Here is a 26,082-nt window from a genome sequence, read left to right as displayed (position 1 = left end):
GTTCCATCATTTTCTCTAATTTTAAAACACCCCATTATACAATGATTGTTACTTAAAACTTAAAAGAAGCCCTTTTACACAACAACGACATTCAACCCCATTTCTTCCAGTTTCGTTTTAGTTTCGATATCGATACCTTCATCGGTAATTAAAACATCAATTTTTTCTACATTGCAGATTTTACCAAAACCCCTGACATTCATTTTAGTTGAATCGGCCAAAACAATTACTTTTTCGGCTACATCAATCATCGCTTGATTCAAATGAGCTTCCATAGCATTTGAAGTACTTAAACCAAACTCTAAATGAAGCCCATCAGTTCCAATAAATAATTTATTACAGGAAAACTGGCTCAAAATTCCTTCAGCAATAGCACCCACAACTGAAGTTGATGCTTTTCTAATATCACCACCCAGTTGAATGGTATCAATTTCCGAATGTTTGCAGAGCTCTAAAGAAACTTTAAGCGAAGGAGTCAGTACAGTTAATTTTTGAAAGCCCCCCATCACTTTAGATAAATTATGAATCGTAGTCCCGGAGCCCATAATGATGTAATCATTGTCATTAATGTAACTCAAAGCCGCTCTTGCGATAAGCTTCTTTTGCTCTACCTGAAGCAATTCTTTATCACTTACATTTCTTTCAAACGCATAAATGGGCTGTTTACTGGCGCCTCCATGGGTACGATGCAACAGATTCTTGCTTTCTAAGAAACTCAAATCCTTCCGTATGGTTACGGACGAAACCTTGTGTGTTTCGCACAGCTCCACCACATGAACATACCCTTTTTGATTTAATTCCTCTATTATTAGTTCCTGTCTGATATTAATTATAGTCATACTACTGTTTAAATATTGAAATAAAGATAGGTATTCTTTTAGAAATAAAAAATAAAACAGGTTATTTTGAATAGTTTCATTTTGTTTCGATTTATTTCGTTATGTTTGTAAAACGAAATATTGTGTTACGGTATAAAAACAATAAAATGAAAAGATCAGAACAATTAATTCAACTTACACAAACCAAAAATTGGGATGTAATTATTATTGGTGGAGGTGCTAACGGATTAGGAATAGCGCTAGACGCAGCTAGCAGAGGTTTCAAAACCATACTGTTGGAATCAATTGATTTTGCCAAAGGAACCTCCAGTCGAAGCACAAAGTTAGTTCATGGTGGGGTTCGGTATTTAGAACAAGGAGACATTGCTTTGGTACGCGAAGCCCTAAAAGAAAGGGGCCTAATGGCACAAAACGCTGGTCACTTGGTGAAAAACCAATCCTTTGTGATTCCAAATTATAATTGGTGGGGCGGTTATTTCTATACCATAGGATTAACCATATACGATATGTTAGCCGGACGATTAAGCTTAGGCGCTTCTAAATATGTGTCCAGAAAAAAAACAATAGAATTGCTTCCGACCATTACACAAAAAGGATTGGTTAGCGGCGTTGTATATCAAGACGGACAGTTTGATGATTCGCGTTTGGCAATCAACATTGCGCAAACAGCCGTTGAAAAAGGAGCTACGCTTTTGAATTATTCGAAAGTGATTAATTTATTGAAAGACGATAAAAACCAAGTTACGGGAGTAGAATTTGAAGATAAAGAAACCGGCACCAAATATAAATTAAACGGAACTGCCGTTATTAACGCTACCGGGGTTTTTACCAACTCAATCATGAAAATGAATGATTTGGAATACAAGAAATATATTGTTCCAAGCCAAGGGATTCACTTGGTTTTTGACAAATCGTTCTTACCAAGCGAACATGCTTTAATGATTCCAAAAACAAGTGACGGACGCGTTTTATTCGCAGTGCCGTGGCATGATAAAATTGTGGTAGGAACCACCGATACTTTGGTTAAAAAATCGAGTCTGGAGCCAATTGCCTTGGAACAAGAAATTGATTTCGTTTTAGAAACTGCTCAAAGATTTCTAGAGAAAAAACCAACAAGAGGCGATGTTTTATCAGTGTTTGCAGGCTTAAGACCTTTGGCAGCGCCAGAAAAAAAAGGGCAAAGTACCAAAGAAGTTTCCAGAAGTCATAAAATAATTGTTTCGGATACCGGATTAATCACCATCACCGGAGGAAAATGGACTACGTACCGAAAAATCGCTGAAGACGTTATTGGCAAAGCCATCAAAGTCCATAATTTACCTAAAAAAGGATGTAAAACGGAACACATCGCTATCCACGGCAATAAAATAACTTCCGTAACAGACCGAGAGAATCATTTATACATTTATGGAACTGACATTCCTAAAATACTGAAATTACAGGAAGACGAGCCTTTATTAAAAGAGAAACTACATCCTGATTATGATTATACCATGGCAGAAGTGGCTTGGGCTATTCGTTTCGAAATGGCCAGAACCATTGAAGATGTATTGGCCAGACGCGTGCGACTTTTGTTTTTAGACGCCAGAGCAGCGATTGATTCTTCTGAAAAAGTTGCTCAATTATTAGCCAAAGAATTAGGCCGTGACACCCCTTGGGCCGAAGCTCAAACAGCTGAATTTAGAACTCTGGCCAACGGTTTCCTTTTAACAGAATTTCAAGTAAAATAATCTACAACTCTATTAACATAAAAACACCCAAAATGAAAAACAAACTAATTCTTGCCCTTGACCAAGGAACTACCTCCTCCAGGGCAATTGTCTTCAACCACGATGGAGAAATTGTCAACGTGTCTCAAAAATCTTTTGAACAAATTTTCCCAAAACCAGGATGGGTAGAACACGATCCAAACGAAATCTGGTCCTCACAAATGAGCGTAACCGCTGAAGTTATTGCAAAAGTAGGAATCTCAGGAAAAGAAATCGCCGCCATTGGCATCACCAATCAAAGAGAAACCACAATTGTTTGGGATAGAGAAACCAGTATTCCAATTTATAATGCCATTGTTTGGCAAGACCGGAGAACTGCAAAATATTGTGACGCATTGAAAGCTCAAGGGCACGGAGATATGATCAAAGAAAAAACAGGACTGGTTTTAGACGCTTATTTTTCTGCCACAAAATTAAAATGGATTTTAGATAATGTGGAAGGGGCTCGTGAAAAAGCAGAACAAGGAAAATTGTGTTTTGGAACTGTCGACACTTGGCTTATTTGGAAATTGACCCGAGGTAAAATGTTCATGACTGATGTTTCTAATGCTAGTCGTACGATGATGTTAAACATTCATACTTTAGAATGGGACCAGGAATTATTAAATTTATTCGATATCCCGCAATCGATATTGCCAGAAATAAAACAAAGTAGTGAGGTCTATGGAGTAACCTCAACCACGCTGTTTTCTACAAAAATCCCTATAGCAGGTGTTGCAGGAGACCAACAAGCAGCTCTTTTTGGACAGTTGTGTATCAATCCCGGAATGGTAAAAAACACGTACGGAACCGGTTGTTTTATGCTAATGAATACTGGCGAAAAGCCCGTTTATTCTAAAAATAATTTATTAACAACCATAGCCTGGAAAATTAACGGAAAAACAACTTATGCATTGGAAGGCAGTGTTTTTGTGGGTGGTGCGGCCGTACAATGGCTAAGAGATGGTGCTAAAATGATTGATGCTGCCCATGAAATTGAAGAACTAGCAGCCAGCGTTCCGGACAACGGAGGTGTGTATTTTGTTCCCGCATTAACAGGTCTAGGAGCTCCTTACTGGGACCAATACGCTCGAGGAGCCATAGTTGGGATAACCAGAGGAACCACAAACGCGCACATTGCGAGAGCAACTCTTGAAGGAATAGCGTATCAAGTCTATGATTTAGCAAAAGCCATGGAGGCCGATTTTGAAAAAAAAGGAACAGAACTACGAGTGGATGGCGGAGCAGTTGCAAATAATTTATTGATGCAATTTCAATCGGATCTTTTTAATTTCAAAGTGATTCGCTCAAAGACATTAGAAACAACAGCCCTAGGAGCAGCTTATTTAGCCGGTTTAGCTATTGGATATTGGGACAGCGTAGATGAATTACAAAAACAATGGACAATAGACCGTGAATTTTCACCCGAAATGCCCAGATACACTGTCACTGAATTGGTAAAAAACTGGGATAAAGCGGTAGGCCGAGCTGGAAACTGGATAGAAAATTAATCATTAAAACCATACATTATGACTCCATTTATTGCAGAAATTCTCGGTACCATGCTAATGATTTTATTAGGTAATGGCGTAGTTGCCAATGTAGTTCTTAAAGGAACCAAAGGAAATAATTCCGGATGGATTGTCATCAGTACAGCATGGGGTTTTGCCGTTTTTGTAGGCGTTGCTGTTGCCGGTCCGATTAGCGGTGCGCATTTAAATCCTATTGTCACCATAGGCTTGGCACTCATAGGAAAATTTGCCTGGTCACAGGTTGCTTCCTACATCTTGGCTCAATTCATTGGAGCTATGCTAGGAGCCTTTTTAGTTTGGCTTTCCCATAAAGATCATTTTGCAGCCACAGAAGATGAAGGCGGAAAACTTGCTTGTTTTTGCACAGGACCTGCGATTCGGAATTACTCCTCCAATTTAATGAGTGAAATCATCGCCACTTTTGTATTAATTTTCGTGATATTCTATATTGCCGGTCCAGAGCTGATCATGAGTTCTGATACTGGCGCTGCAATTGGACTTGGAACTGTTGGCGCTTTACCGGTCGCTATTTTAGTTTGGGCTATAGGATTATCCTTGGGAGGAACCACAGGGTATGCTATAAATCCTGCAAGAGATTTGGGACCTCGAATCATGCACGCTATTTTACCCATAAAAGGCAGCAGCGATTGGAGGTATGCCTGGGTTCCTATCGTTGGCCCTATAATAGGTTCCTGTTTGGCCGCAACCTTATATATGTTACTTCTCTAACCTTCTTTTTTAAAAGTAAAATCATGCGAAAATTATTTTTCACCACTATAATCTCTATTATAGGGCTAGCTGGATATGCCCAAGAAACTCCTGTTGCCGATACCATTCCAGCAGCTGTAGCAAACACAAAAACGAACCGACTAGATTTTGATGTAGAATTAAAAACGAGCCACCTCTGGAGAGGACTGGTTATCAACGGAAGCATGACTGCCATGGGAAACATTCATTATGCTTTGGACAAAAAACGAAATCTAACCGTGGGTCTTTGGGGCGGGAATGGGTTTGATGGCGAGTACAAAGAAATTGATTATTACATTCAATACAAAAAAAATGGTTTTTCAATCGCCTTATGGGACCTATTCAATACTACAAATATTGAAAACCCTGCCGTTTTTAATTACGATCGAAAAACAACCACGCACATTCTTGACTTAAGAACATCCTATCAATTTCCTGACCGATTTCCTTTGCGGATAGAAGCTGATTTTCTGCTTTACGGTAATGATCGTGAATTAATGAATAACCTCGATTATAAAAACAGATATTCCACCTATGTTGAATTAGGATATCCGTTATTGAAAAATCAAAAAATTACTTTAGAGGCCTATTTAGGAGCCGGATTTGCCTTAAACGGAGAATCCCATTTATATACAAATGATCCCAACAGTAATTTTGATATTGTAAATACCGGAATCAGGGCGTATAAAAACATTCACATTCTAAATTACAAACTTCCTGTTTCCGCAGTAGCCATGTGGAATCCAGCCCTTAAAATTGCCCGAATTCAATTGGGTGTGGTATTGTTCTAATTACAACAACAACACCTGGTTTGATAACGAAAACGTTCTTTTAGAAACAAAAGAACGTTTTCGTTATTCCAAAATTAAAACCCAAAATAGTGTTAATTCTTAATCTGACATCTTGTCATATTTATTTCAATTGCGTTATCTTTGCACTTTGAAAATATGCAATGGAAAAGATAATAGAAGAAAGCAAGCAGGGAGAAAGTCTTGTTTTAGAAAACAAACCCGAGAACACGAAGAAACTTTTTATTGAGAGTTACGGTTGCGCAATGAATTTTTCGGATAGTGAAATTGTAGCTTCTATATTATCCTCAAACGGATATAATACGACGCAAATTCTGGAAGAAGCCGATTTAGTTTTGGTGAATACCTGTTCTATTCGGGATAAAGCAGAGCAAACAATTCGCAAACGTCTGGAGAAATACAATGCCGTAAAACGCATTAATCCAAAGATGAAAGTGGGCGTTTTGGGCTGTATGGCAGAACGTTTGAAAAGTAAATTTCTGGAAGAAGAGAAAATTGTTGACCTCGTTGTAGGTCCTGATGCCTATAAAGATTTGCCGAACCTTTTGCAAGAAGTAGAAGAAGGACGTGATGCCATTAACGTGATCTTATCGAAGGATGAAACTTATGGCGATATTTCTCCTGTTCGATTGATGAGCAACGGAATTACGGCTTTGGTTTCAATTACTCGTGGTTGCGATAATATGTGTACGTTTTGTGTGGTACCTTTTACCCGAGGACGCGAACGCAGCCGTGAACCACAAAGTATCATGAAAGAAATTCAGGATTTGTGGGACAAAGGCTTCAAAGAAATTACACTTTTGGGACAAAATGTGGATAGTTTTCTTTGGTACGGCGGCGGATTAAAAAAAGATTTTGAGAACGCTACCAAAATGCAAAAAGCAACTGCTGTTGACTTTGACCAACTCCTTGAAATGGTAGCCGTAGGTTTTCCTAAAATGCGTATTCGATTTTCAACCTCTAATCCGCAGGATATGCATGAAAGTGTGTTGCACGTGATTGCAAAACATCCTAATATTTGCAAACACATTCACTTGCCTGTCCAATCTGGAAGCAATAGAATTCTGAAAGAAATGAACCGTTTGCACACGCGTGAAGAGTACATGACTTTGATTGACAAAATCAGGACTATTATTCCAAATGGTTCCATTTCACAGGATATGATTGCTGGTTTCCCTACAGAAACCGAACAAGACCATAAAGACACCTTGAGTTTAATGGAATATGTGAAATATAATTTTGGGTATATGTATTCGTATTCCGAACGTCCGGGAACTTTGGCTGGAAGAAAAATGGAAGATGATGTTACCGATGAAACAAAAGCAAGAAGACTGCAAGAAATTGTCGATTTACAACAAAAACATGCTTGGTTCCGCAGTGAAGAATTCATTGGACAAACCGTAGAAGTTTTAGTAGAAAAAGTTTCGAAAAAATCGACTGAGGAGTTTTCCGGCAGAAATTCACAAAGTACTACCGTAGTTTTCCCAAAGGAGAATTATAAAATTGGGGATTTTGTTTTGGTTAAAGTTGAAAGTTGTACAAGCGGCACTTTGAAAGGGAAAGCGGTTGGTTTGAGTGAAATGAATTAATAAAATTAGTGGCTAATTTTTAATTCATTAGAAATAAAAGAGTTTAAGTAATTATAAATGAGATTGCTTCGTGCCTCGCAATAACAATATGGAATCAGTTCAAAATATTAAACAACGATTTGAGATTATCGGGAATGACCCGAAGCTTAATCGTGCGATAGAAAAAGCCATTCAAGTTGCTCCTACTGACATTACCGTTTTGGTAGCCGGAGAAAGCGGAGTTGGAAAAGAAAATATTCCCAGAATTATTCATTCGCTTTCGCACAGAAAGCACGGAAAATACATAGCTGTAAACTGTGGCGCCATTCCAGAAGGAACCATTGACAGTGAGCTTTTTGGGCATGAAAAAGGTGCTTTTACCGGAGCAACAGGAACTCGCGAAGGTTATTTTGAAGTGGCTGATGGAGGAACTATTTTTCTGGATGAAGTGGGCGAATTACCCTTGACCACCCAAGTGCGTTTGTTGCGTGTTCTTGAAAATGGTGAATTTATAAAAGTAGGTTCTTCACAAGTACAAAAAACAAATGTCAGAATTGTGGCGGCCACAAATGTCAATTTATTTGATGCTATCGAAAAAGGGAAATTCCGTGAAGACCTCTATTATCGTTTAAGTACGGTGGATATTACTTTGCCCCCTTTGCGCGATCGAAAAGAGGATATTCACTTATTATTTAGGAAATTCGTCGCTGATTTTGCCCATAAATATAAAATGCCGCCTTTGAAACTGGATGAAAGTGCTGTGCAATTATTGCAAAAATTTCGTTGGAGCGGAAACATCCGTCAATTGCGAAATGTAGCGGAACAAATATCCGTTTTAGAAACCAACAGAGAGATATCTGCAGTGACATTACAATCCTATTTACCCGTACAAGGAAACAATTTACCTTCCGTTATTAAAGACCAAAAAAACGAAAGTGATTTTAGTACCGAAAGAGAAATTTTGTACAAAGTACTTTTTGATATGAAAAGCGATCTAAATGATTTAAAAAAACTGACCTTAGAACTCATCCAGAATGGCGTTTCTAAAGTCCAGGAAACAAATCAAAACTTGATCAAGAAAATATATGGATCTAAGGAAAATGATAGTGAAATTGATTTTGAAGAAGAACCAAGAGCAACTTTAATAGCTGTAAAAAACAATGACAACGATTATCAGGAAAGGGATGATACTTATCTTTTTGCCGAAACTGTCGAAGAAGAGGAAACCTTGCGTCTGGAACAAAAGGAAATAGAAATGATTAAGAAATCATTAGAAAAAAATAAAGGAAAACGAAAAGCCGCTGCAGATGAATTGGGAATTTCCGAAAGAACTTTATACCGGAAAATCAAACAATTTGATTTATAATGTAGTCCGAAAAATACAACTTGTTTAATTGAAAATGAATATATTTGACCCGAACATTGGTGAGCCGGCGAAGCAATTTTTAAAAAATAAAATGAAATATCTAAAACGTATACTTCTCTCCGTACTTATAATAAGCATCAACAGCTGCTCGGTTTACAACTTTACAGGGACGGGGAAAATTGATGCTGAAACATTTCAAGTGGGCTTTTTTCAGAATAATGCTGAATTAATTGAACCCGGAATTGACCGGACATTTACACTAGAACTTCAAGATTTGATTCAGAATCAAACCAATTTAAACTTGGTACAAAATGGTGCAGATTTAACCTATGAAGGAGAAATTGTTGATTACAGAATTAGCCCTATGACAGCAACGGCAGACCAGCAAGCTTCTCAAAACCGTTTGACAATTCGTGTGAATGTTCGTTTTACCAATAAGAAAAAAGAAACAGATGATTTTGAAAAACCATTTACTTTTTTCTTTGATTATCCTGCACAACAACAATTGACAGGCGCAACCTTGAATGCTGCTTTAAAAGATATTTTTGAAAGAATAACACAAGATATATTTAATGAATCTCTGGCTAAATGGTAAATAAAGAAATATCCAGTTGGCAGTTTTTAGTATTCAGTGCAATATACTAAAACTTGAAGCCTGATTGTTGAACATTGATTACTGAACATCGAACACTTGAAAAATGAATGTAACTGATTATACTTATTTGATTAACAAACCTGATGTTGTACATCAAAAGCAAACAGAAGCTTTGGAAAAAGTATTAAACGAATTTCCTTATTTTCAGAGCGCCAGAGCACTTCACCTAAAAGGCCTGTACAATGAGAACAGTTATAAATACAATGGTGCTTTAAAAATAACGGCTGCTTATACAACGGACAGATCCATTTTATTTGACTTTATTACCTCCGATGTTTTTACTTCAATTCACAAAAGTCTCTTTACTAAAAAAGCACTTGAAATCCTTGACATTCCGGTAGTTGAAAGTGAAATTATTTCGTTTCAAGAAAAAAAAGAACCCAAATTAAATCCTTTAGAACAATCCATTCTTACCTCAATAAAGGAAGCTTCTCCAACCGCCCCAATCCAAACGAATTCTATACCAATAGCAGAAAAAATGGATCTTGGAAAACCGTTGGATTTTTCGGCAAAAGAACAACATTCCTTCCAAGAATGGCTACAGCTCTCTCGTACAGAACCTATAGAAAGAGAGAATGAGGATTCTAAAAAACCGGCTGCTCCAATGGACGAGGAGAAAAGAAAAAAATTAGACTTAATCAATAAATTTATAGAAACAAGTCCAAAGATTTCTCCTGTAAAACACGGCGCTGCTTCCTCAGTATCCTTAGACCTAAATGCACCAGATAACTCGTACTTGATGACCGAGACTTTAGCCCGAGTTTACTTGGAACAAAAAAAATATCAAAAAGCGATACAAGCTTATGAAATATTAATTTTGAAATATCCAGAAAAAAGTAGTTTCTTTGCAGACCGCATAACGGATATTAAGATTTTACAACATAATAATAATTAAACAATGAGCACATTTTCAATTTTTTTAGTTTTAATAACTATAGTTTGTTTTCTATTAATCGTAGTAATCATGGTTCAAAACCCTAAAGGTGGTGGATTATCCTCTACAATAGGTGGTTCTCAAATGTTAGGCGGGGTACAAAAAACAACTGACTTTTTAGACAAAAGCACTTGGACATTAGCAACTATATTAATCGCACTTATATTACTTTCAAGCTTGAGCTTTACAGGAACATTAAGTGATACTGATTCTAAAATCATTGACAATATGGGAACCGCTGCACCAAACACAACTACTCCTGTAGCAGTACCTGCTCAAAACACACCAGCAGCTACAAATCCAGTAAAATAAATCACTTCTACATATTCTAAATGCCAGCCTGTCAAAGCTGGCATTTTTTATAAGAAAATGTGTCAGTTTGATTAAGATGGCACAATTTCTGAAATCTTCATCTTTATTAATTAATATTGAATACTAAAAAATATAAAATCATGGATTTAAACATTAAACCTCTTTCAGACAGAGTCCTTATCGAGCCCGTTGCTGCTGAAACAAAAACGGCGTCAGGAATCTTCATCCCTGATACTGCCAAAGAAAAACCACAAAAAGGAACTGTTGTTGCTGTAGGAAACGGAACAAAAGACCACACTATGACAGTGAAAATTGGTGATTCTGTTTTGTACGGAAAATATGCTGGTACTGAATTGAAACTAGAAGGAAAAGATTATTTGATCATGCGTGAAGACGATATTCTTGCAGTTATCTAAATTAAAGTACGGACAAGTCGTGACTTGTCCCTTCAAATAAACATTAAACAAAATTTAAAATGGCAAAAGATATAAAATTTGATATAGAAGCACGTGACGGATTAAAACGTGGTGTTGATGCATTGGCAAATGCAGTAAAAGTAACTCTAGGGCCAAAAGGTCGTAATGTTATTATTGGAAAAGCTTTTGGCGGACCAACCGTTACTAAAGATGGTGTAACTGTAGCAAAAGAGATTGAATTGAAAGACCCACTAGAAAATATGGGCGCACAAATGGTAAAAGAAGTAGCCTCTAAAACGAATGATTTAGCCGGAGACGGAACTACAACTGCAACCGTTTTGGCACAAGCGATCGTAAAAGAAGGATTGAAAAATGTTGCTGCCGGAGCCAATCCTATGGATTTGAAACGCGGGATAGACAAAGCAGTTGATGCTATTGTTGCTGATTTGGCTAAACAAGCCAAAGTAGTAGGTACGGATTCTGAAAAAATCAAACAAATCGCTTCAATTTCTGCTAACAATGACGAAGTAATTGGGGAGTTAATCGCTGCTGCTTTCGCAAAAGTGGGAAAAGAAGGGGTTATTACTGTTGAAGAAGCTAAAGGAACAGATACGTATGTTGATGTTGTTGAGGGCATGCAGTTTGACAGAGGATATCTTTCTCCTTATTTTGTTACCAATTCAGAAAAAATGGAGGTAGAACTAGAAAATCCATACATCCTTTTATATGACAAAAAAGTTTCTTCTTTAAAAGAATTATTACCGGTTCTTGAGCCTGTAGCACAATCTGGGAAACCATTATTGATTATTGCTGAAGACGTAGATGGGGAAGCATTGTCTACACTAGTGGTAAATAAATTACGTGGAGCCTTGAAAATCGCCGCTGTAAAAGCGCCTGGTTTTGGAGACCGAAGAAAAGCTATGTTAGAAGACATCGCTATTTTAACTGGTGGAACTGTAATTTCAGAAGAAAGAGGATACACTTTAGAAAACACAACTATCGAAATGTTAGGTACTGCTAAGAAAGTGACTATCGATAAAGATAATACTACAATTGTAAGTGGTGCAGGTGATGCGGATATGATCAAAAATCGTGTCAACCAAATCAAAGGTCAAATGGAAGCTACCACTTCTGATTATGACAAAGAAAAGTTGCAAGAACGTTTGGCTAAATTAGCTGGTGGAGTTGCTGTACTTTATGTAGGTGCTGCATCTGAAGTAGAAATGAAAGAGAAAAAAGACAGAGTAGATGACGCACTTCACGCTACTCGTGCTGCAGTTGAAGAAGGAATTGTTGCTGGTGGTGGAGTTGCTTTACTGAGAGCTAAAAATGCACTTAGTGCTATTAAAGCAGATAATGCTGACGAAGCAACCGGAATTCAAATTGTATCTCGTGCAGTGGAGTCTCCATTGAGAACTATTGTTGAAAACGCAGGTCTTGAAGGGTCTGTAGTTGTTGCAAAAGTCGCTGAAGGTAGTGGTGATTTTGGTTATAACGCAAAAACAGACGAATATGTCGACATGCTTAAAGCAGGAATTATTGATCCTAAAAAAGTAACTCGTGTAGCTTTAGAGAATGCAGCTTCAGTTGCCGGAATGATATTGACTACTGAATGTGCTTTAATTGATATTAAAGAAGATAATGGTGGTGGAAACCCAATGGGTGGCGGCATGCCAGGGATGATGTAATCTCAATTCTTTTCAAATAAAAAACCGTCCCGATAAAAAATTGGGACGGTTTTTTTATGAGTTATAATTTGTTTATTCTTGAACTTTAGCTTTTTTGCTAAACTTATAAATTACCGGTAAAACAGTAATCCCTACTAAAATCAATACAATTAATTCGATATGCTCCTTTAGATCAATCTGATAATTCTCAAGTAAAAAACCATATAAATAATGTCCGGCAAAAATTAGGGTGAACGACCAAATAAAAGAACTTAAAATATTATAAAACATAAACTTCTTCTTATCCATTGAAACGATTCCGGCAACTATTGGTGCAAAAGTCCTCAATATTGGAAGAAATCGAGCAAAAATAATTGCCTTACCTCCGTATTTTTCAAAAAAATCTTTTGATTGAACCAAGTACTTTTTCTTAAACCAAAAACTATCTTCCTTGTTGTATAGATAATACCCGCTTTTAGAACCAAACCAGTAGCCTACTACGTTTCCTAAAATTCCTGACAATGCGACAAGTGTGGATAAGAGAACCACATTTAGAAAATCGTTATTGATAACTAAAATATTCTCTATCAATTCGCGACTGTAAATTCCTGCCAAAAACAATAAACTATCTCCTGGCAGAAAAAAACCTGCAAAAAGACCCGTCTCCGCAAAAACAATAAATAAAACTATATAAATACCCAATTTAATTCCATTAACATCAAAATGAATATAAAAAAGTGGGTCAATTAAATTCTTCCAATCAAAATCGTTCATTCTAAGGTGTTTTATGCTAAAATTATTCGTGCGTGAAAGTACGGATAATATATCTCAACCACAATTTATGATACTATTTTAAAGTTTTATTAACTATTTAAAGTAGCAGAATTATCTTTACATTATTTACAGCCAAAAGTTGTTTATAAAAATCCTGATTTTAGTTATGTGTATAACCGTTTTTCATAGTTAACAACTACAATTTTTACTCAAAAAAAATTAAAGTATGGCATTAAAAAAACCAAAGTTTTCACTTTGGCGTTTCTTTAAAATTATTTTCGTTTATATTGACAACAAGCATGAAGACTGTCATAATCTTCCTTTAAAGCCCTGGCTCCCTCTGTGTCGTGACCTACTTTCGCAATCGCTTTTTGAATTGTTGGAACATTCGTTTTTTGTTCGTTTATAATCAGATATAAAGTACCACAATCCATATGCCATTCGGCAGATTTCACACCAGAAACACTAAATGCCACTTTTTCAATTCTCTTTTTGCACATGTCACAATTCCCGCTCACATGAAATTCAACCTTAGCATTTTTGCTTTTCCCTTCTTGAGCCTGAACCGTAAACCCAACAAAAATCAGTAACATTACTAGTGTTATATTTTTCATCATTTAATTTTTTTTAACCTATTTAATTTTAAAACGTAAACCCGCATAATACATTTGTCCAAAAACTGGACCATAAACTATTGATGCGTCAAAAGTAGGTCCAAATGGATTTTCATTACCCAAGATAACATTGTCCTGCTTGTAATTACCAATGTTTTCTCCGCCAATATAGATTTCGAAAGTTGGAGAAAAAGATCGTGTAACCTGTATATTCATCACAGAAAATGAAGGTGAAAATTCAGGCAGCCTGTCAACTTCAGGATTGATTGACGTATTGGGTAATTGTTGTTTTCCGAGCCAGTTAAGCGTATAATCAAACTTCCATTGTTTTCCTTCTTCTAATATTTGCGTTTCAAATCCTAAATTTCCAAAGAAACGATGTTTTGCCTGTAGTGGTCTTTGATAGGTTCCTGATAAATAATCCGTTTGAACATCATAGTATTTGTAGGCTGTTCTCAAATTAAAACGCTTTATTGGTTCATAATTAAATTCTACTTGCAAACTATTCGCATACGATTTTCCGTTCAAGTTATAAAACAAAACCTGTTGCGGACTTTGCATTATATCAACAATTGCTTGGTTCTGAAAATCAGTTCTGTAGAAATCAAAACCAACATCAGCACTTTTGCCAAAAAACAAAAAACCCTGCATAAAACTCAATCCATAATTCCATGCAATTTCAGGATTTAAACCGTATATTTTTCCTTTGGTATCTAAAAATTCAAAAGTTCTTGAACTAGCTAAAAGCTGTTGGTTTTCAGCAAAAACATTAGCACTTCGTTTCCCTCTACCTGCTGAAAATCGCAAAACACCTTTCTCCCAAGGATTGTATCGCACATGTAATCTTGGCGTAGCAAAAGTCCCTAAACGATTGTGATTATCTATTCTGCCGCCTAGAACTACGCTAAAATTCTCCGTATTATCATACGTATATTCAAAAAAAGCACCTACTGAGTTATCAATTCTGCTGTAATCATTCACATTGACAAACTCACCGTATTTATCATAGGTAAAGTTTAGACCTGTAGAAAATTTATGCATTGTATTATTAATAATCGAATTGAAAATCAGGTTCGAATAATAACTTTTTTGTTCAATATTATATTGATTTAGTCCAAAATAAGAGTTTTGATCGTGACTGTTAAAGGCATTCTGAAAACCAATACTTTGATATGGCATGTCAGGAAAAACATAGCCTAATTTAGCGGAAACATCAAAACGTTCCGTATTGATTTCGGAACCCCAATAATTTGTCGTTCCCCTGTCTCTATCCGGATCAAAATTTAATTCTCCTGTTTGTTTTTGATCATTCATATATCGGAAATTGATGAAACTCACCCACCCTTTTTTGGCATTGGTATATTGCCAACGATTTAAAACATTGATTTGTTTTGCTAATGGATTATCAAGAAAGCCATCGTCATTCATATCGTTTTTTGCAACTCTGGTATTTCCGTGTACAAATAAACTACTGCTCCATTTATCAGAAATTTTAGTATTGAAATGTGTATTTAATTCAAATCGAGAATCTGTCGAACCATAGACATTTAGAAAAAATGGAATATCGCTGATTGGTTTTATTAATTCGGTATTAATTTGTCCCGAAATACTTTCGAAGCCATTGACAACACTTCCTGCACCTTTGGTAATTTGGATACTTTCTACCCAAGTTCCTGGTGTAAATGACAACCCGTAGGCTTGAGAAGCACCACGTACCGAAGGAATATTTTCCTCGGTAATCATCAAGTAAGGACTCGTCAATCCTAGCATTTTTATTTGTTTCGTTCCCGTCAAAGCATCCGAAAAATTAACATCAATTGAAGGATTTGTTTCGAAACTTTCTGCCAGATTGCAACAAGCGGCTTTCAGTAATTCTTTGCTTGTCAGTGTTGTAGTATTAGTTGTTAGTTTGTACGATTTTTTTAAACTTTTGCTGCTGCCTTGTATTTTTATCTCTTGCAAAGTATCTTGCGAATAAGAATTAAAAGCACATAAAAGAAACAATAAAAATATTGAAATTTGTTTTTGCATGATTGATTTTTAATGTTAGAATAATGTAAAACCACTAAAGTGTGATTCAAGTTCTACTAAAACATTAAAAGCTACGCGTAGAAAATATATTGGTGGTATAATTTAAAAAAAAGTGGCGCATTTGTATCGAAACAATACGACGTAAATTTGCTGTTTTGAAAATTTGAAATAAATGAAAAGACATAAGGATTCCATTCTTTTATCGAAAATGTAAAATCTGTATCGGCAGAAACTGTTTTTTGGACTAATTTATCAGTCTTCTTTTGAAAATTAACCTCTTTGTCTTCGCAACAATTTGATTTTTTTTCAACAACATTACAACATTTTTTTTCTAATTTTTGATCTTCAACAGGAGTTTTAAGAGTAATAGACGAAATTTCATTTCCGCAATAACGCAGATTAAATGCTACTCCTACATTGGAAACCAATAGAAAAAAAGCAAGAAGAACACTAACAAGTCCTTTGAATTTCATCATGCAAAAGTAGTGATTTAATCAAACTCCAAAAGCTAAATTCAAGTTAAAATCTACAATTCAAGTTCGTGTCCCATCAAAGGAACTTTACAGTCAAAACCATATTTTTCCTGGACTTTGATACAGAGTTCATCCAGTGGCTGATTTTCTCCATGCGCTGACAACCCTTTTATTTCCTGAATTTTTGCTTTTACCGGATAATATTACCCGCGAATATTAATTCCTTTTGCCCCTTGTATCAATTTTCTTTCTCGTGTTCCTTCGGCGTGATACCCCACTGTAATTATTACAAATCCCCTCCATGGCTTCCTCATAATCCGGAACTAATGAAAACATTTTACTCATTTCAGCACATTCTCCTAGCGGTAACTTGTGCCATTTTTTATTAGTAGAAAAAATATTCAGTGCATTGATTCCCATTGAAGTATCAATAATATATGGGATCTTGGAGATTCTGTCTTCTTCCTGAATTTTAACGCTATCCAAAAGGATTTAAAACGAGACCGAATATACCTCGGAACTTTCACATCCGTAGCAACCTCTCGACCCGTATGATACTTACATTCGACCATAGCGATCGTTTCGTTTTTTTGACCAGCACATCTATTTCATGCGAGACACATTTACCTTGTAAGGTCAAATTATTTATTGATTTATAATGCTACGCGAAAAAATTCGTCCTATATATTTTTCAAAAAAAAACTGCAGTACTTAAGAGTCCAATTGTTTCTCTTAAATTATAACGTGTGACATGAAAATCAGCTTTTTCTTCAATAATGAAAAAGCCATTTTGTAGATTTATTTTGTAGAAATACCCTCATACATCTGCTTTTTTATAGCCTGTAAAATTGCGTCAACCGCCATAATGCTAGCACCAGATTTGATCAGTGATTTTTTAAGTTTATCCGAATTAAATTAGGCTATATAGTCAGAATGTTTCACTATTTTAATAGCAATAGAAATTTGATTTACAGATACTTAAATCGACATTGAAGACAAACAAAAAAGACTACTTATTTTGTTTCTGATAATAAAATCCAGGAACAAACAATAATAAAAAAATAGGCTGAATTAGAAACCGACGGATATAAAACAATATCCAATTGTGGTTTCCCCAAATAAAATAGATGATGTAGAAAAAAGCAACCATTAAAATCATAAAAAGAAAATAATACAGCACAAAGGCGAATTTCACCATCATTATTTCTTTAAAAAGCACATAAATAATCCCCAATGAAATAGCGGTATTTAATGTATAACGAAACAATAGCCCATAAAATAATTGGACTGCATTGAAACTTGGCAACGGTAACTTCGCAAAATCTTTCTTGAAGAAATCCAGAAAAGGATCATAAAACAACTGATTTTCAAAAGCACGAACAAGCACCAGCAATACAACAAAAAAAAGGAATTGCAGTACACGAACTTTGTTATTAAGAATCTTTTGAAGCATATCTTGAAAATTTACGAACCCAAATTAACCACAATACAAAAACTAAACTATAAATGTACAAAGGAAAAAGAACTCCGTGCAAGAAGGGTTCCTGTTTTGGAAAATAAAAAATAAGTGCGCTTAAAACAGCTATTCTCAAAACATTCAATACATAAATAAACAGACTTCCTCCAAAGATAAAAAGCAGCGTCGTTAGTAGTTTTCCAGAAAAAGCCACGACAAATGAAATAAACAAAATAATTACGCTAATTGCATTACATCCTTCTACAATTCGGGCTACATATTTCTGGTTATAAAACAACTTCATATAAGGAGATGCAGTGCTCTCTTCAATTGAAGATTCATCATTAAATAACTGCAGCACTTGCTCTGTATTTTCACTTACCATTCTGGTAACAGAATCTATTTGATTTTCTTCAAAACCATTAAGAAAACGCTGATACAAAAAAGTCAGCACTATATAAGTTAAAAAAAAAGTACCTAGAAAAATCAAAAAAGGCTTGTAGAGAATAAAATATTTTTTCAAAATCTATTTTTTTAACAAATTTATGTAATTTTTAAAACTGGCTTTAAATACTTTTGTACAAATAAAAATAAAAAAACATGACATTTCAAGAACTACAACCAAAAGTAACCGAAATCACATTAAATACAACGTTGTCAAGAGACGAAAAACTATTGTCTATTTGTGAGCTGCTTAGTAACTCTGTTGCCTATTATAATTGGGTAGGATTTTATTTTGCAAATCACGAGTCTAAAACATTACACTTAGGACCCTATGTGGGAGCAGCAACAGACCATACGGTAATCCCTTTTGGAAAAGGAATTTGCGGACAAGTGGCTGTTTCAAACGAAAACTTTGTAGTTCCTGACGTTGCAGCGCAAGATAATTATATTGCTTGTAGTTTTACCGTGAAATCAGAAATCGTTGTACCCCTTTTTGTAAACGGAGAAAACATAGGGCAAATTGATATTGACAGCCATGTCATAGATCCATTTACAAAAGAAGACGAAAAGTTCTTAGCCTTTGTGAATGAGGAAATTGCAAAATTGTATTAAGATTTAAAATAATTCATAATTCATAATTCATAATTCATAATTATTTTTTACTTTTGCACCCGTCTTACAATAGCTGTAAGGCATACATAAAAATCATTAAACAAATATTGGAATGTATTTAACTAAAGAGATTAAAGAAGAAATCTTCGCTAAACACGGAGAAAAAACAAACACTGGAAAATCAGAAGCTCAAATTGCTTTGTTCACTTTCAGAATTAGCCACTTAACGGAGCACTTGAAAAAAAATCGTCACGATTATAATACAGAGCGTTCATTAGTCTTGCTAGTAGGTAAAAGACGATCTTTGTTGGATTATTTGAAGAAAACAGAAATCAACAGATACCGTGAAATTATCAAAGTATTGAATATCAGAAAATAATCAATATGTAAAGAGGCGCGAGAGTGCCTCTTTTTGTTTTTATATTTCCGCGTCCAAAGTTCATTTTATAATCCTGACACAAAAGGGATTAGAATTAAGACCGCATTATAAGGTAAATACCAATTTGTATTTACAAATAAAAAAGTTTCGTTTTTCATTGGGTTTTAAGCATTAACTACGCAAAATAACTACAACACAACTAAAATCCATTGTTTAATCAAGAAAATACAATTATGATTCCAAAAGTTTCAAGAGAAATTATCGATTTAGGAGATGGGAGAAGCATCTCAATCGAGACCGGAAAATTAGCCAAACAAGCTGACGGTGCCGTAGAAGTACGAATGGGAAATGCAGTGTTGCTGGCAACAGTTGTATCTGCCAGAAAAGCAAGCCCAGGAATTGACTTCTTGCCCTTAACATTAGATTATCGTGAAAAATTTGCTGCCGCCGGGCGTTTTCCAGGTGGTTTCTTTAAAAGAGAAGCAAGACCAAGTGATAATGAAATATTAACCATGCGTTTAGTGGATCGTGTATTGCGTCCTCTTTTCCCAAAAGATTATCATGCAGAAACGCAAGTGATGATTCAATTGATGTCGCATGATGAAAACGTAATGCCAGATGCATTAGCCGGTTTAGCCGCTTCGGCAGCTTTATCTTTATCTGATATTCCTTTTTCAACTTTAATTTCTGAAGTTCGTGTAGCCAGAGTTGACGGTCATTTCATCATCAACCCAAGTCGTACTCAATTAGAATTGTCTGATATTGACATGATGATTGGCGCTTCAAAAGAATCTATCGCAATGGTAGAAGGAGAAATGAAAGAAATTTCAGAAGCCGAAATGGTTGAAGCGATTAAATTTGCGCACGAGGCAATCAAAATTCAAATTGCTGCTCAAGAACGATTAGTTGCTGCTTTTGGTAAAAAAGAAGTACGAACTTACGATCAAGAAAGAGAAGATGTGGCTATTTATGAAAAAGTAAATGCTGCAGCTTATGACAAATGTTATGCAATTGCAAAACAAGGAACAGCAAAACACGAAAGAACAGCTCAATTTGCGGAAGCAAAAGAAGCTGTAAAAGCATTGTTTACTGAGGAAGAATTAGCTGAAAACGGTGATTTAGTTTCAAAATATTTTGCTAAATCCAGTAAAGAAGCCGTTCGTAATGTAACCCTTGATTTAGGCACACGTCTGGACGGTAGAAAAACAAATCAAATTCGTCCAATTTGGGCTGAAGTTGATTATTTACCTTCAGTTCACGGATCTGCTTTATTTACAAGAGGAGAAACTCAAGCATTGGCAACAGCTACTTTAGGAACTTCCAGAGAAGCAAACCAAATTGACTCTCCATCACAACAAGGCGAAGAAAAATTCTACTTGCATTATAACTTCCCTCCTTTTTCTACTGGTGAAGCAAAACCATTAAGAGGAACTTCAAGAAGAGAAGTGGGTCACGGAAACTTAGCACAACGTGCTTTGAAAAACATGATTCCTGCTGATTGTCCTTATACCATTCGTATTGTATCTGAAGTATTAGAATCAAATGGTTCATCTTCAATGGCAACCGTTTGTGCCGGAACATTAGCTCTTATGGATGCCGGGATTCAAATGACCAAACCCGTTTCCGGGATTGCAATGGGATTAATTTCTGATGAAAAAACAGGCCGATTCGCTGTATTGTCTGATATTCTTGGTGATGAAGATCACTTAGGAGACATGGATTTTAAAGTAACCGGAACCGCAGATGGAATTACCGCTTGTCAAATGGACATAAAAATTGAAGGATTGGCGTACAACATCATGGAAGAAGCTTTAGCTCAAGCTCGTGAAGGTCGTTTGCATATTCTTGGAAAAATTATAGAAGTTTTAGCTGCTCCAAAAGCAGATGTAAAAGCGTATGCTCCAAAAATCATCACAAGAACAATTCCTGGCAACTTTATTGGTGCATTGATTGGACCTGGTGGAAAAGTGATTCAAGAATTACAAAAATCTACAGGAACTACTATCGTTATCAATGAAGTAAATGAGCAAGGAGTTATTGAAATTCTAGGAACAGATCCTGCCGGAATTGAAGCGGTATTGGCTAAAATTGAGTCCATCACTTTCAAACCACAAATGAACGAAGCTTACGAAGTGAAAGTAATCAAAATGCTAGATTTTGGTGCCGTTGTAGAATACACAGCTGTTCCAGGAAACGAAGTTTTATTACACGTATCCGAGTTAGCTTGGGAACGCACTGAAAACGTTTCGGATGTGGTCAATATGGGCGATGTCTTTATGGTGAAATACCTTGGACTGGATCCAAAAACCAGAAAAGAAAAAGTGTCCAGAAAAGCACTTTTACCAAGACCTCCTCGCGAGGAAAGAAAAGAGTAATCAGATCTTAGTTTACTAAAGGTTTATTTATAGGGAATCCCGTTTCATGAATTTGAAACGGGATTTTTGTTTAATTCATGAAAGTATTACATTTGAATACTAAATCACTAAAAATATGTTCTCTAAAGAATTCAAAAAAGCAATAGAAGAATTACCAAGTGCCGAAAAAGACAAGTTGATATTCCGACTTTTAAAAAAAGACTTAGATCTGACTAATCGCCTTCATTTTGAATTAGTCGCTACCGAAACCGTGGATGAAAAGAGAAATGATTTTGAAAAAGCAATGTTAAAAAAAATCAATCACCTAAGTAATAGTTTTTATTCAGTTGGGTATTTATTACAAGATATTCGCTATGTAAGCGGTGACATTAATGAACATGTAAAAATAACTAAAGACAAGTTTGGTGAAATAAGCCTAAATCTTAAAATGTTAATTCAACTCTTAACAAGTAACGGGGAAAGAATAGAAACTGTGCCTTATTCAAAAGCGTACACGTTGTGCATCTATGTAATTGCACGAGCTTTTAAAATTTTACTTTTAATAAAAGCTATTAACGAGGACTATTTTTTAGATTTCAAAGAAGACCTTTCCACATTAGGAAAACTAATTTATGACATCCCTTTTTTAATGCACACCGCTATTAATAATGAATTAGATGTTAATTGGCTAATTTCTGGAGAAATCCCTGAAGATATTGCGCGAATTCACAAAGAGATTAGAGCTAACGGATTTTTAAAATAAAAAATGTTACAGATTATTATCACCATTGTATTTAACCAATAAAAAACCCAGAGCAAGTCTGGGTTTATCTTATTTTTTTATAGTGCAGCACTAAAGCAAATGAATAGTAGGGCACTTAATAGGATGCAAAGATACAAAGAAAACTATAAATTATTATGATAGTTTTTCAATTTTATTTGGTGTAATTCTAAAAGCAAAGGGTCTATTATCGGATGATTTTTTTTTAATTTCAGGCCAGCGCTTAATTATTTGTTCAACCATTTGCCAGAAACTAAACCCAGTGGATGGTGGCTTAAAAAAGAAAACACCTAACCCGTGTTTTTTGTATAGCTCATTTTGATGTCTGGTAGTATGAATTCTTAAATCTTGTGTTATGACAATTCCTCTTTCTTCTCCTACTAACGGAATCCAATCTTCATCTTTGACTCCTTTTCCAAATACTTGTTTAATAGACAGAACTTGAATTTGTAATTTTTCATTTGAATTTAAATGTTTTTGAAAAATATTCAAGCCATCGGCAAGGTGATGTGAAAAATTTTCATCAATGTAAATGTTTGTCATTATGCTACGCTTTTACAATAATCAATAGCATCATTAACCTGTTTTAAAGATATTTCGTATGATTCTGCAATAAATTTTTTAGTCTCTTTTGATTTATATAGATTATAAATTGTTTGCGGATAAATATTGGTGTCTTTAATAACTGGTTGTCCAAACTGATGATGAGGATCTACAATTACACTATTAGATTTTCCTAATGGATAAAATTTATTCGCCAAATTGTTTTTATCAAAATCTAAATTTTGGGCAAATTGTTTTATAAATTTTAAATTTAATTGTTTTGTAGCATCTAAATTTATAATTTCATTTTCATTAATCTCAAATAAAATTCTTTTTCCTGCACAAGTCATTTTTTCTATTATTTCAGAACTTGCAAAAGGAAAAGCCGTAACAAATCGTTTAGAGAGCTGACTATGTGCATCTAAAATCATTTGAGTTGGTACACCAACTTCTTTTAGTTGAAAAAAAATATAAAATTCAACTAAAGTGTGAAAACTTACCGCTTTACTGTTATGAACTTTCCACGAATATTTTTCACCATATTGGCTTGCAAATCTTTTATCCCAATATTCGTTTAGTAGGCTATTAACTTTAGAATATTTTAAATTTAATATAGACGCAATGTCAGGAACTGTAAAAATCCCCAAACCTATTTCTATATGATTTTCAAATTCCATATTTTCTAATATTTTACACAAATCTAACGATTTATCTTTAAAGTCAAATTTTATTTAGCATTTGGCACCAAACTTATTTATGGCAAAACAATACCTTTCTTTTATAAATTCTAATCAACTATATTTGCTACATAACTAAAATCAGTATTGAAAAGATAAATAGATAATAACAACATATAAAATTAGCGTTTAGCGAAAGAACCTGTATTCTGAAAATTCGACACTTCATAATACCTACAGGGAAGTTCAAGCTAACGTTCACGCGTAGGCGTGGGCGTTGCTTTGCTTTGTAGGTACGGGCGTCGAATCCCGCAGAATACGAGCATTGCAATTAGCCTGCGCCTATTTTTTGTTACTCCAACAAAAACATGAAACTATACGCTACGGTCGAAGCAGTCTTAAAAAATGAACCCAATTATGTAACCGATGATGGTGATTTAAAAAAATGGGTCATCATTAGCAAAGCACAAAATTGCGATACAGAATTAATCTCCTTATTACTGGAAAATCTCGAAATTAAAACTCATTTTTTTATTCCTATAAAAGACATTTTGGTTTTTAACCAAGCCTTGTTTATCCAATTTATGGAGCAAAAAAACTACTTGAACGATAGTTTTACGGCTTATAAAAACAAAATAGGACTAACAATTGACGGCAAATTCTTAAAGCAACGAAATGAAGTAGCTCTAGTTTGGCCCTATAAAGATTGTATTCTTGAAGGCGGACAAAGCCGGGAAGAAGACAAACGGGAAGAAATTTTCTTTAATGAAGTGTTGGCACAAGATGAAATTAATCAATTACTAGACCCAAAAGTATTGACCAATGCAAAAGTTTTTACTACGGATGGAGAAAAAGTATTTGAAGGTTTTACTAGAAATGAGCAAGGAACAATAACTGATAATTTAGTTATAAAAGGCAATAATTTATTGGCTTTGCATTCTTTAAAAGAAGAATTTGCTGGAAAAGTAAAGCTTATTTATATTGACCCACCCTATAATACAGGTAGTGATGGATTTAAGTACAATGACAATTTTAATCATTCTACTTGGTTGACTTTCATGAGAAATAGATTAGTTGTTGCTAGGGATTTGTTGAAAGAAGAAGGTGTAATATTTGTTCAATGCGATGACAATGAACAAGGATATTTAAAAGTTTTGATGGATGATGTTTATAATTCATCAAACTTTATAGAAACCTTTATTTGGAAAAATACTGACAATGCACCAACATTATCGAAAAAATCAAGAAAAAATATTGAGTTTATACACTGCTATGAAAAAATCATTAATACTTCTAAAAGTTATAAAGGAAGAAATAGTGATAATGACGATGCGCCATTATTAAATAGTGGTAATCCAATAACAATATTGGAATTTCATAGCGGATTAATTCAATTCAAAATTACTGATGGAATTTATAAAAAAGGTAGTTATGATAAAATTGAATTAATTGATGATTTAGTTGTAGAAAATGGACTCAACAAAAATACAGTTAAATTAAAGGGAAGATTTAAATGGCAGCAATCTTTTTTGGATAATGAGATTACAAATGGTACCTATTTTTTAATTAAAACACTATTATTTTCAATTAGATATCAAAGAAAAATAGCTTCAAATATTGCACCTGATAAATTTTTAGACGAAAATTATTTGTCAAAAGCTATTGGGGTAGAAACGAATGAAGATTCAAAAAAACATATTGATTCTCTAAAGCTAAATTTTGATTCATATCCCAAACCTGAAACATTAATTGCCTTTTTAATAAAAGCTGTAACTGAAGAAAATGACATTGTACTTGATTATCATCTTGGTAGTGGAACAACCTGCGCAACAGCTCATAAGATGAAAAGACAATATATTGGTATTGAGCAATTAGATTATATAGAAACAGTTGCTGTTGAACGTCTTAAAAAAGTCATAACGAGCGAACAAGGCGGAATCTCAAAATCCGTCAATTGGCAAGGGGGTGGTTCTTTCACTTATTTAGAACTCAAAAAATACAATCAAACTTTTATAGATAAAATACTCGAAGCCAAAGACAGCAAAACTTTGTTAGTCATTTGGGAGGAAATGAAAAACAAATCTTTTTTGAATTATAATATCGCTATTCAAAAACAAGATAAACATATAGAAGACTTCAAACGATTAGAATTTTCGGCGCAACAAGAACTTTTGATTGCTTTGTTAGATAAAAATCAATTGTATGTGAATCTTTCTTCTTTAGAGGATAATGATTTTGAATGTACTGCTGAAGAATTAAAAGTAACACAGGATTTTTATCAACTCAAAAAATAGTCTCGTCAGAAACTCTGCCAGGGTTCAAAACCCTGACAGAGTTGAACGTAAAAACAA

At 34.8% G+C, this 26,082-nt stretch carries 26 protein-coding genes; 16 read left to right on the top strand and 10 right to left on the bottom strand.

From position 1 onward, the window contains the following. Positions 1-74: 74 nt before the first annotated feature. Positions 75-839, bottom strand: coding sequence for a DeoR/GlpR family DNA-binding transcription regulator (locus EKL95_RS06685; protein WP_126461915.1), 765 nt, complete (start codon positions 837-839; stop codon positions 75-77). Between the two features lie 146 nt (positions 840-985). Between EKL95_RS06685 and EKL95_RS06680 the strand changes: the two genes are divergently transcribed. The 11 genes from EKL95_RS06680 to groL all read left to right on the top strand — a co-directional run bounded on the left by EKL95_RS06680 (position 986) and on the right by groL (position 12,614). Then, positions 986-2,569: a glycerol-3-phosphate dehydrogenase/oxidase gene (locus tag EKL95_RS06680; RefSeq protein WP_126563819.1), complete on the top strand. Its 1,584-nt coding sequence runs from the start codon at positions 986-988 to the stop codon at positions 2,567-2,569. 32 nt (positions 2,570-2,601) lie between these two features. Continuing rightward, the gene (gene glpK / locus EKL95_RS06675; RefSeq protein WP_126554734.1) at positions 2,602-4,098 is read left to right on the top strand and encodes a glycerol kinase GlpK; all 1,497 of its coding nucleotides are present in this window, start codon (positions 2,602-2,604) and stop codon (positions 4,096-4,098) included. Positions 4,099-4,116: 18 nt separating this feature from the next. After that, on the top strand, positions 4,117-4,848 hold the full coding sequence (locus EKL95_RS06670; protein WP_126563818.1) for an MIP/aquaporin family protein: 732 nt from the start codon (positions 4,117-4,119) through the stop codon (positions 4,846-4,848). Between the two features lie 23 nt (positions 4,849-4,871). Next, on the top strand, positions 4,872-5,657 hold the full coding sequence (locus tag EKL95_RS06665; protein ID WP_126461903.1) for a hypothetical protein: 786 nt from the start codon (positions 4,872-4,874) through the stop codon (positions 5,655-5,657). Positions 5,658-5,818: 161 nt separating this feature from the next. Then, on the top strand, positions 5,819-7,264 hold the full coding sequence (gene miaB, locus EKL95_RS06660) for a tRNA (N6-isopentenyl adenosine(37)-C2)-methylthiotransferase MiaB (RefSeq protein ID WP_126563817.1): 1,446 nt from the start codon (positions 5,819-5,821) through the stop codon (positions 7,262-7,264). A gap of 88 nt (positions 7,265-7,352) precedes the next feature. Beyond that, complete coding sequence (locus tag EKL95_RS06655; RefSeq protein ID WP_126461897.1) at positions 7,353-8,609, top strand: sigma-54 interaction domain-containing protein; 1,257 nt, start codon at positions 7,353-7,355, stop codon at positions 8,607-8,609. Between the two features lie 91 nt (positions 8,610-8,700). After that, on the top strand, positions 8,701-9,204 hold the full coding sequence (locus EKL95_RS06650) for an LptE family protein (protein ID WP_126461894.1): 504 nt from the start codon (positions 8,701-8,703) through the stop codon (positions 9,202-9,204). 103 nt (positions 9,205-9,307) lie between these two features. Next, positions 9,308-10,159, top strand: a complete 852-nt coding sequence (locus EKL95_RS06645) for a tetratricopeptide repeat protein (RefSeq protein WP_126563816.1) — start codon at positions 9,308-9,310, stop codon at positions 10,157-10,159. Between the two features lie 3 nt (positions 10,160-10,162). Further along, the gene (secG, locus tag EKL95_RS06640) at positions 10,163-10,510 is read left to right on the top strand and encodes a preprotein translocase subunit SecG (RefSeq protein WP_126554726.1); all 348 of its coding nucleotides are present in this window, start codon (positions 10,163-10,165) and stop codon (positions 10,508-10,510) included. A gap of 140 nt (positions 10,511-10,650) precedes the next feature. After that, complete coding sequence (gene groES / locus EKL95_RS06635) at positions 10,651-10,926, top strand: co-chaperone GroES (protein ID WP_126554724.1); 276 nt, start codon at positions 10,651-10,653, stop codon at positions 10,924-10,926. Between the two features lie 59 nt (positions 10,927-10,985). Continuing rightward, on the top strand, positions 10,986-12,614 hold the full coding sequence (groL, locus tag EKL95_RS06630; RefSeq protein ID WP_126452813.1) for a chaperonin GroEL: 1,629 nt from the start codon (positions 10,986-10,988) through the stop codon (positions 12,612-12,614). A 72-nt stretch (positions 12,615-12,686) separates the two neighbouring features. Here the strand turns inward: groL and EKL95_RS06625 are convergent, their stop codons facing one another. The 7 genes from EKL95_RS06625 to xrtF all read right to left on the bottom strand — a co-directional run bounded on the left by EKL95_RS06625 (position 12,687) and on the right by xrtF (position 18,464). Next, positions 12,687-13,367 carry a DedA family protein gene (locus tag EKL95_RS06625; RefSeq protein ID WP_126461885.1) on the bottom strand — a complete coding sequence of 227 codons (681 nt, stop codon included), beginning with the start codon at positions 13,365-13,367 and terminating at the stop codon, positions 12,687-12,689. 272 nt (positions 13,368-13,639) lie between these two features. Further along, positions 13,640-13,984 (bottom strand): metal transporter, encoded by a 345-nt coding sequence (locus EKL95_RS06620; protein WP_317125142.1) that lies wholly within the window; start codon positions 13,982-13,984, stop codon positions 13,640-13,642. Positions 13,985-13,999: 15 nt separating this feature from the next. Next, positions 14,000-16,012, bottom strand: a complete 2,013-nt coding sequence (locus EKL95_RS06615; RefSeq protein WP_126554722.1) for a TonB-dependent receptor plug domain-containing protein — start codon at positions 16,010-16,012, stop codon at positions 14,000-14,002. Between the two features lie 71 nt (positions 16,013-16,083). Beyond that, positions 16,084-16,488, bottom strand: coding sequence for an HYC_CC_PP family protein (locus tag EKL95_RS06610; protein ID WP_126563815.1), 405 nt, complete (start codon positions 16,486-16,488; stop codon positions 16,084-16,086). A 213-nt stretch (positions 16,489-16,701) separates the two neighbouring features. After that, on the bottom strand, positions 16,702-16,971 hold the full coding sequence (locus EKL95_RS06605) for a hypothetical protein (RefSeq protein ID WP_126563814.1): 270 nt from the start codon (positions 16,969-16,971) through the stop codon (positions 16,702-16,704). Positions 16,972-17,494: 523 nt separating this feature from the next. Beyond that, positions 17,495-17,938: an exosortase F system-associated membrane protein gene (locus EKL95_RS06600; protein ID WP_126461877.1), complete on the bottom strand. Its 444-nt coding sequence runs from the start codon at positions 17,936-17,938 to the stop codon at positions 17,495-17,497. Continuing rightward, positions 17,919-18,464, bottom strand: coding sequence for an exosortase family protein XrtF (gene xrtF, locus EKL95_RS06595; RefSeq protein WP_126461866.1), 546 nt, complete (start codon positions 18,462-18,464; stop codon positions 17,919-17,921). Before xrtF ends, EKL95_RS06600 begins: the two co-directional genes overlap by 20 nt. 77 nt (positions 18,465-18,541) lie before the next feature. On the opposite strand from xrtF, the gene EKL95_RS06590 reads away from it, so the two are divergent. From EKL95_RS06590 to EKL95_RS06575, 4 genes are all read left to right on the top strand, one after another. Beyond that, entirely contained in the window at positions 18,542-18,997 is a 456-nt protein-coding gene (locus EKL95_RS06590; RefSeq protein ID WP_126461863.1) for a GAF domain-containing protein, read from the top strand. Between the two features lie 112 nt (positions 18,998-19,109). Continuing rightward, entirely contained in the window at positions 19,110-19,376 is a 267-nt protein-coding gene (gene rpsO / locus EKL95_RS06585; RefSeq protein WP_066079886.1) for a 30S ribosomal protein S15, read from the top strand. A gap of 233 nt (positions 19,377-19,609) precedes the next feature. Next, entirely contained in the window at positions 19,610-21,751 is a 2,142-nt protein-coding gene (locus tag EKL95_RS06580) for a polyribonucleotide nucleotidyltransferase (protein ID WP_126452801.1), read from the top strand. Between the two features lie 115 nt (positions 21,752-21,866). After that, a complete protein-coding gene (locus tag EKL95_RS06575; RefSeq protein WP_126563813.1) occupies positions 21,867-22,493 on the top strand; it encodes a hypothetical protein in 627 nt (208 codons plus the stop codon). A 153-nt stretch (positions 22,494-22,646) separates the two neighbouring features. Here the strand turns inward: EKL95_RS06575 and EKL95_RS06570 are convergent, their stop codons facing one another. Further along, a complete protein-coding gene (locus EKL95_RS06570; protein ID WP_126563812.1) occupies positions 22,647-23,054 on the bottom strand; it encodes a hypothetical protein in 408 nt (135 codons plus the stop codon). Beyond that, entirely contained in the window at positions 23,054-23,731 is a 678-nt protein-coding gene (locus tag EKL95_RS06565; RefSeq protein ID WP_126563811.1) for a DUF433 domain-containing protein, read from the bottom strand. Before EKL95_RS06565 ends, EKL95_RS06570 begins: the two co-directional genes overlap by 1 nt. A 368-nt stretch (positions 23,732-24,099) precedes the next feature. Between EKL95_RS06565 and EKL95_RS06560 the strand changes: the two genes are divergently transcribed. Beyond that, complete coding sequence (locus EKL95_RS06560; RefSeq protein ID WP_126563810.1) at positions 24,100-26,025, top strand: DNA methyltransferase; 1,926 nt, start codon at positions 24,100-24,102, stop codon at positions 26,023-26,025. Positions 26,026-26,082 lie beyond the last annotated feature (57 nt).

Source organism: Flavobacterium sp. LB2P53 (genome assembly GCF_003970305.1).
In the GTDB taxonomy this organism is placed as follows: domain Bacteria; phylum Bacteroidota; class Bacteroidia; order Flavobacteriales; family Flavobacteriaceae; genus Flavobacterium.
This window is presented reverse-complemented; position numbering and strand designations above follow the sequence as displayed.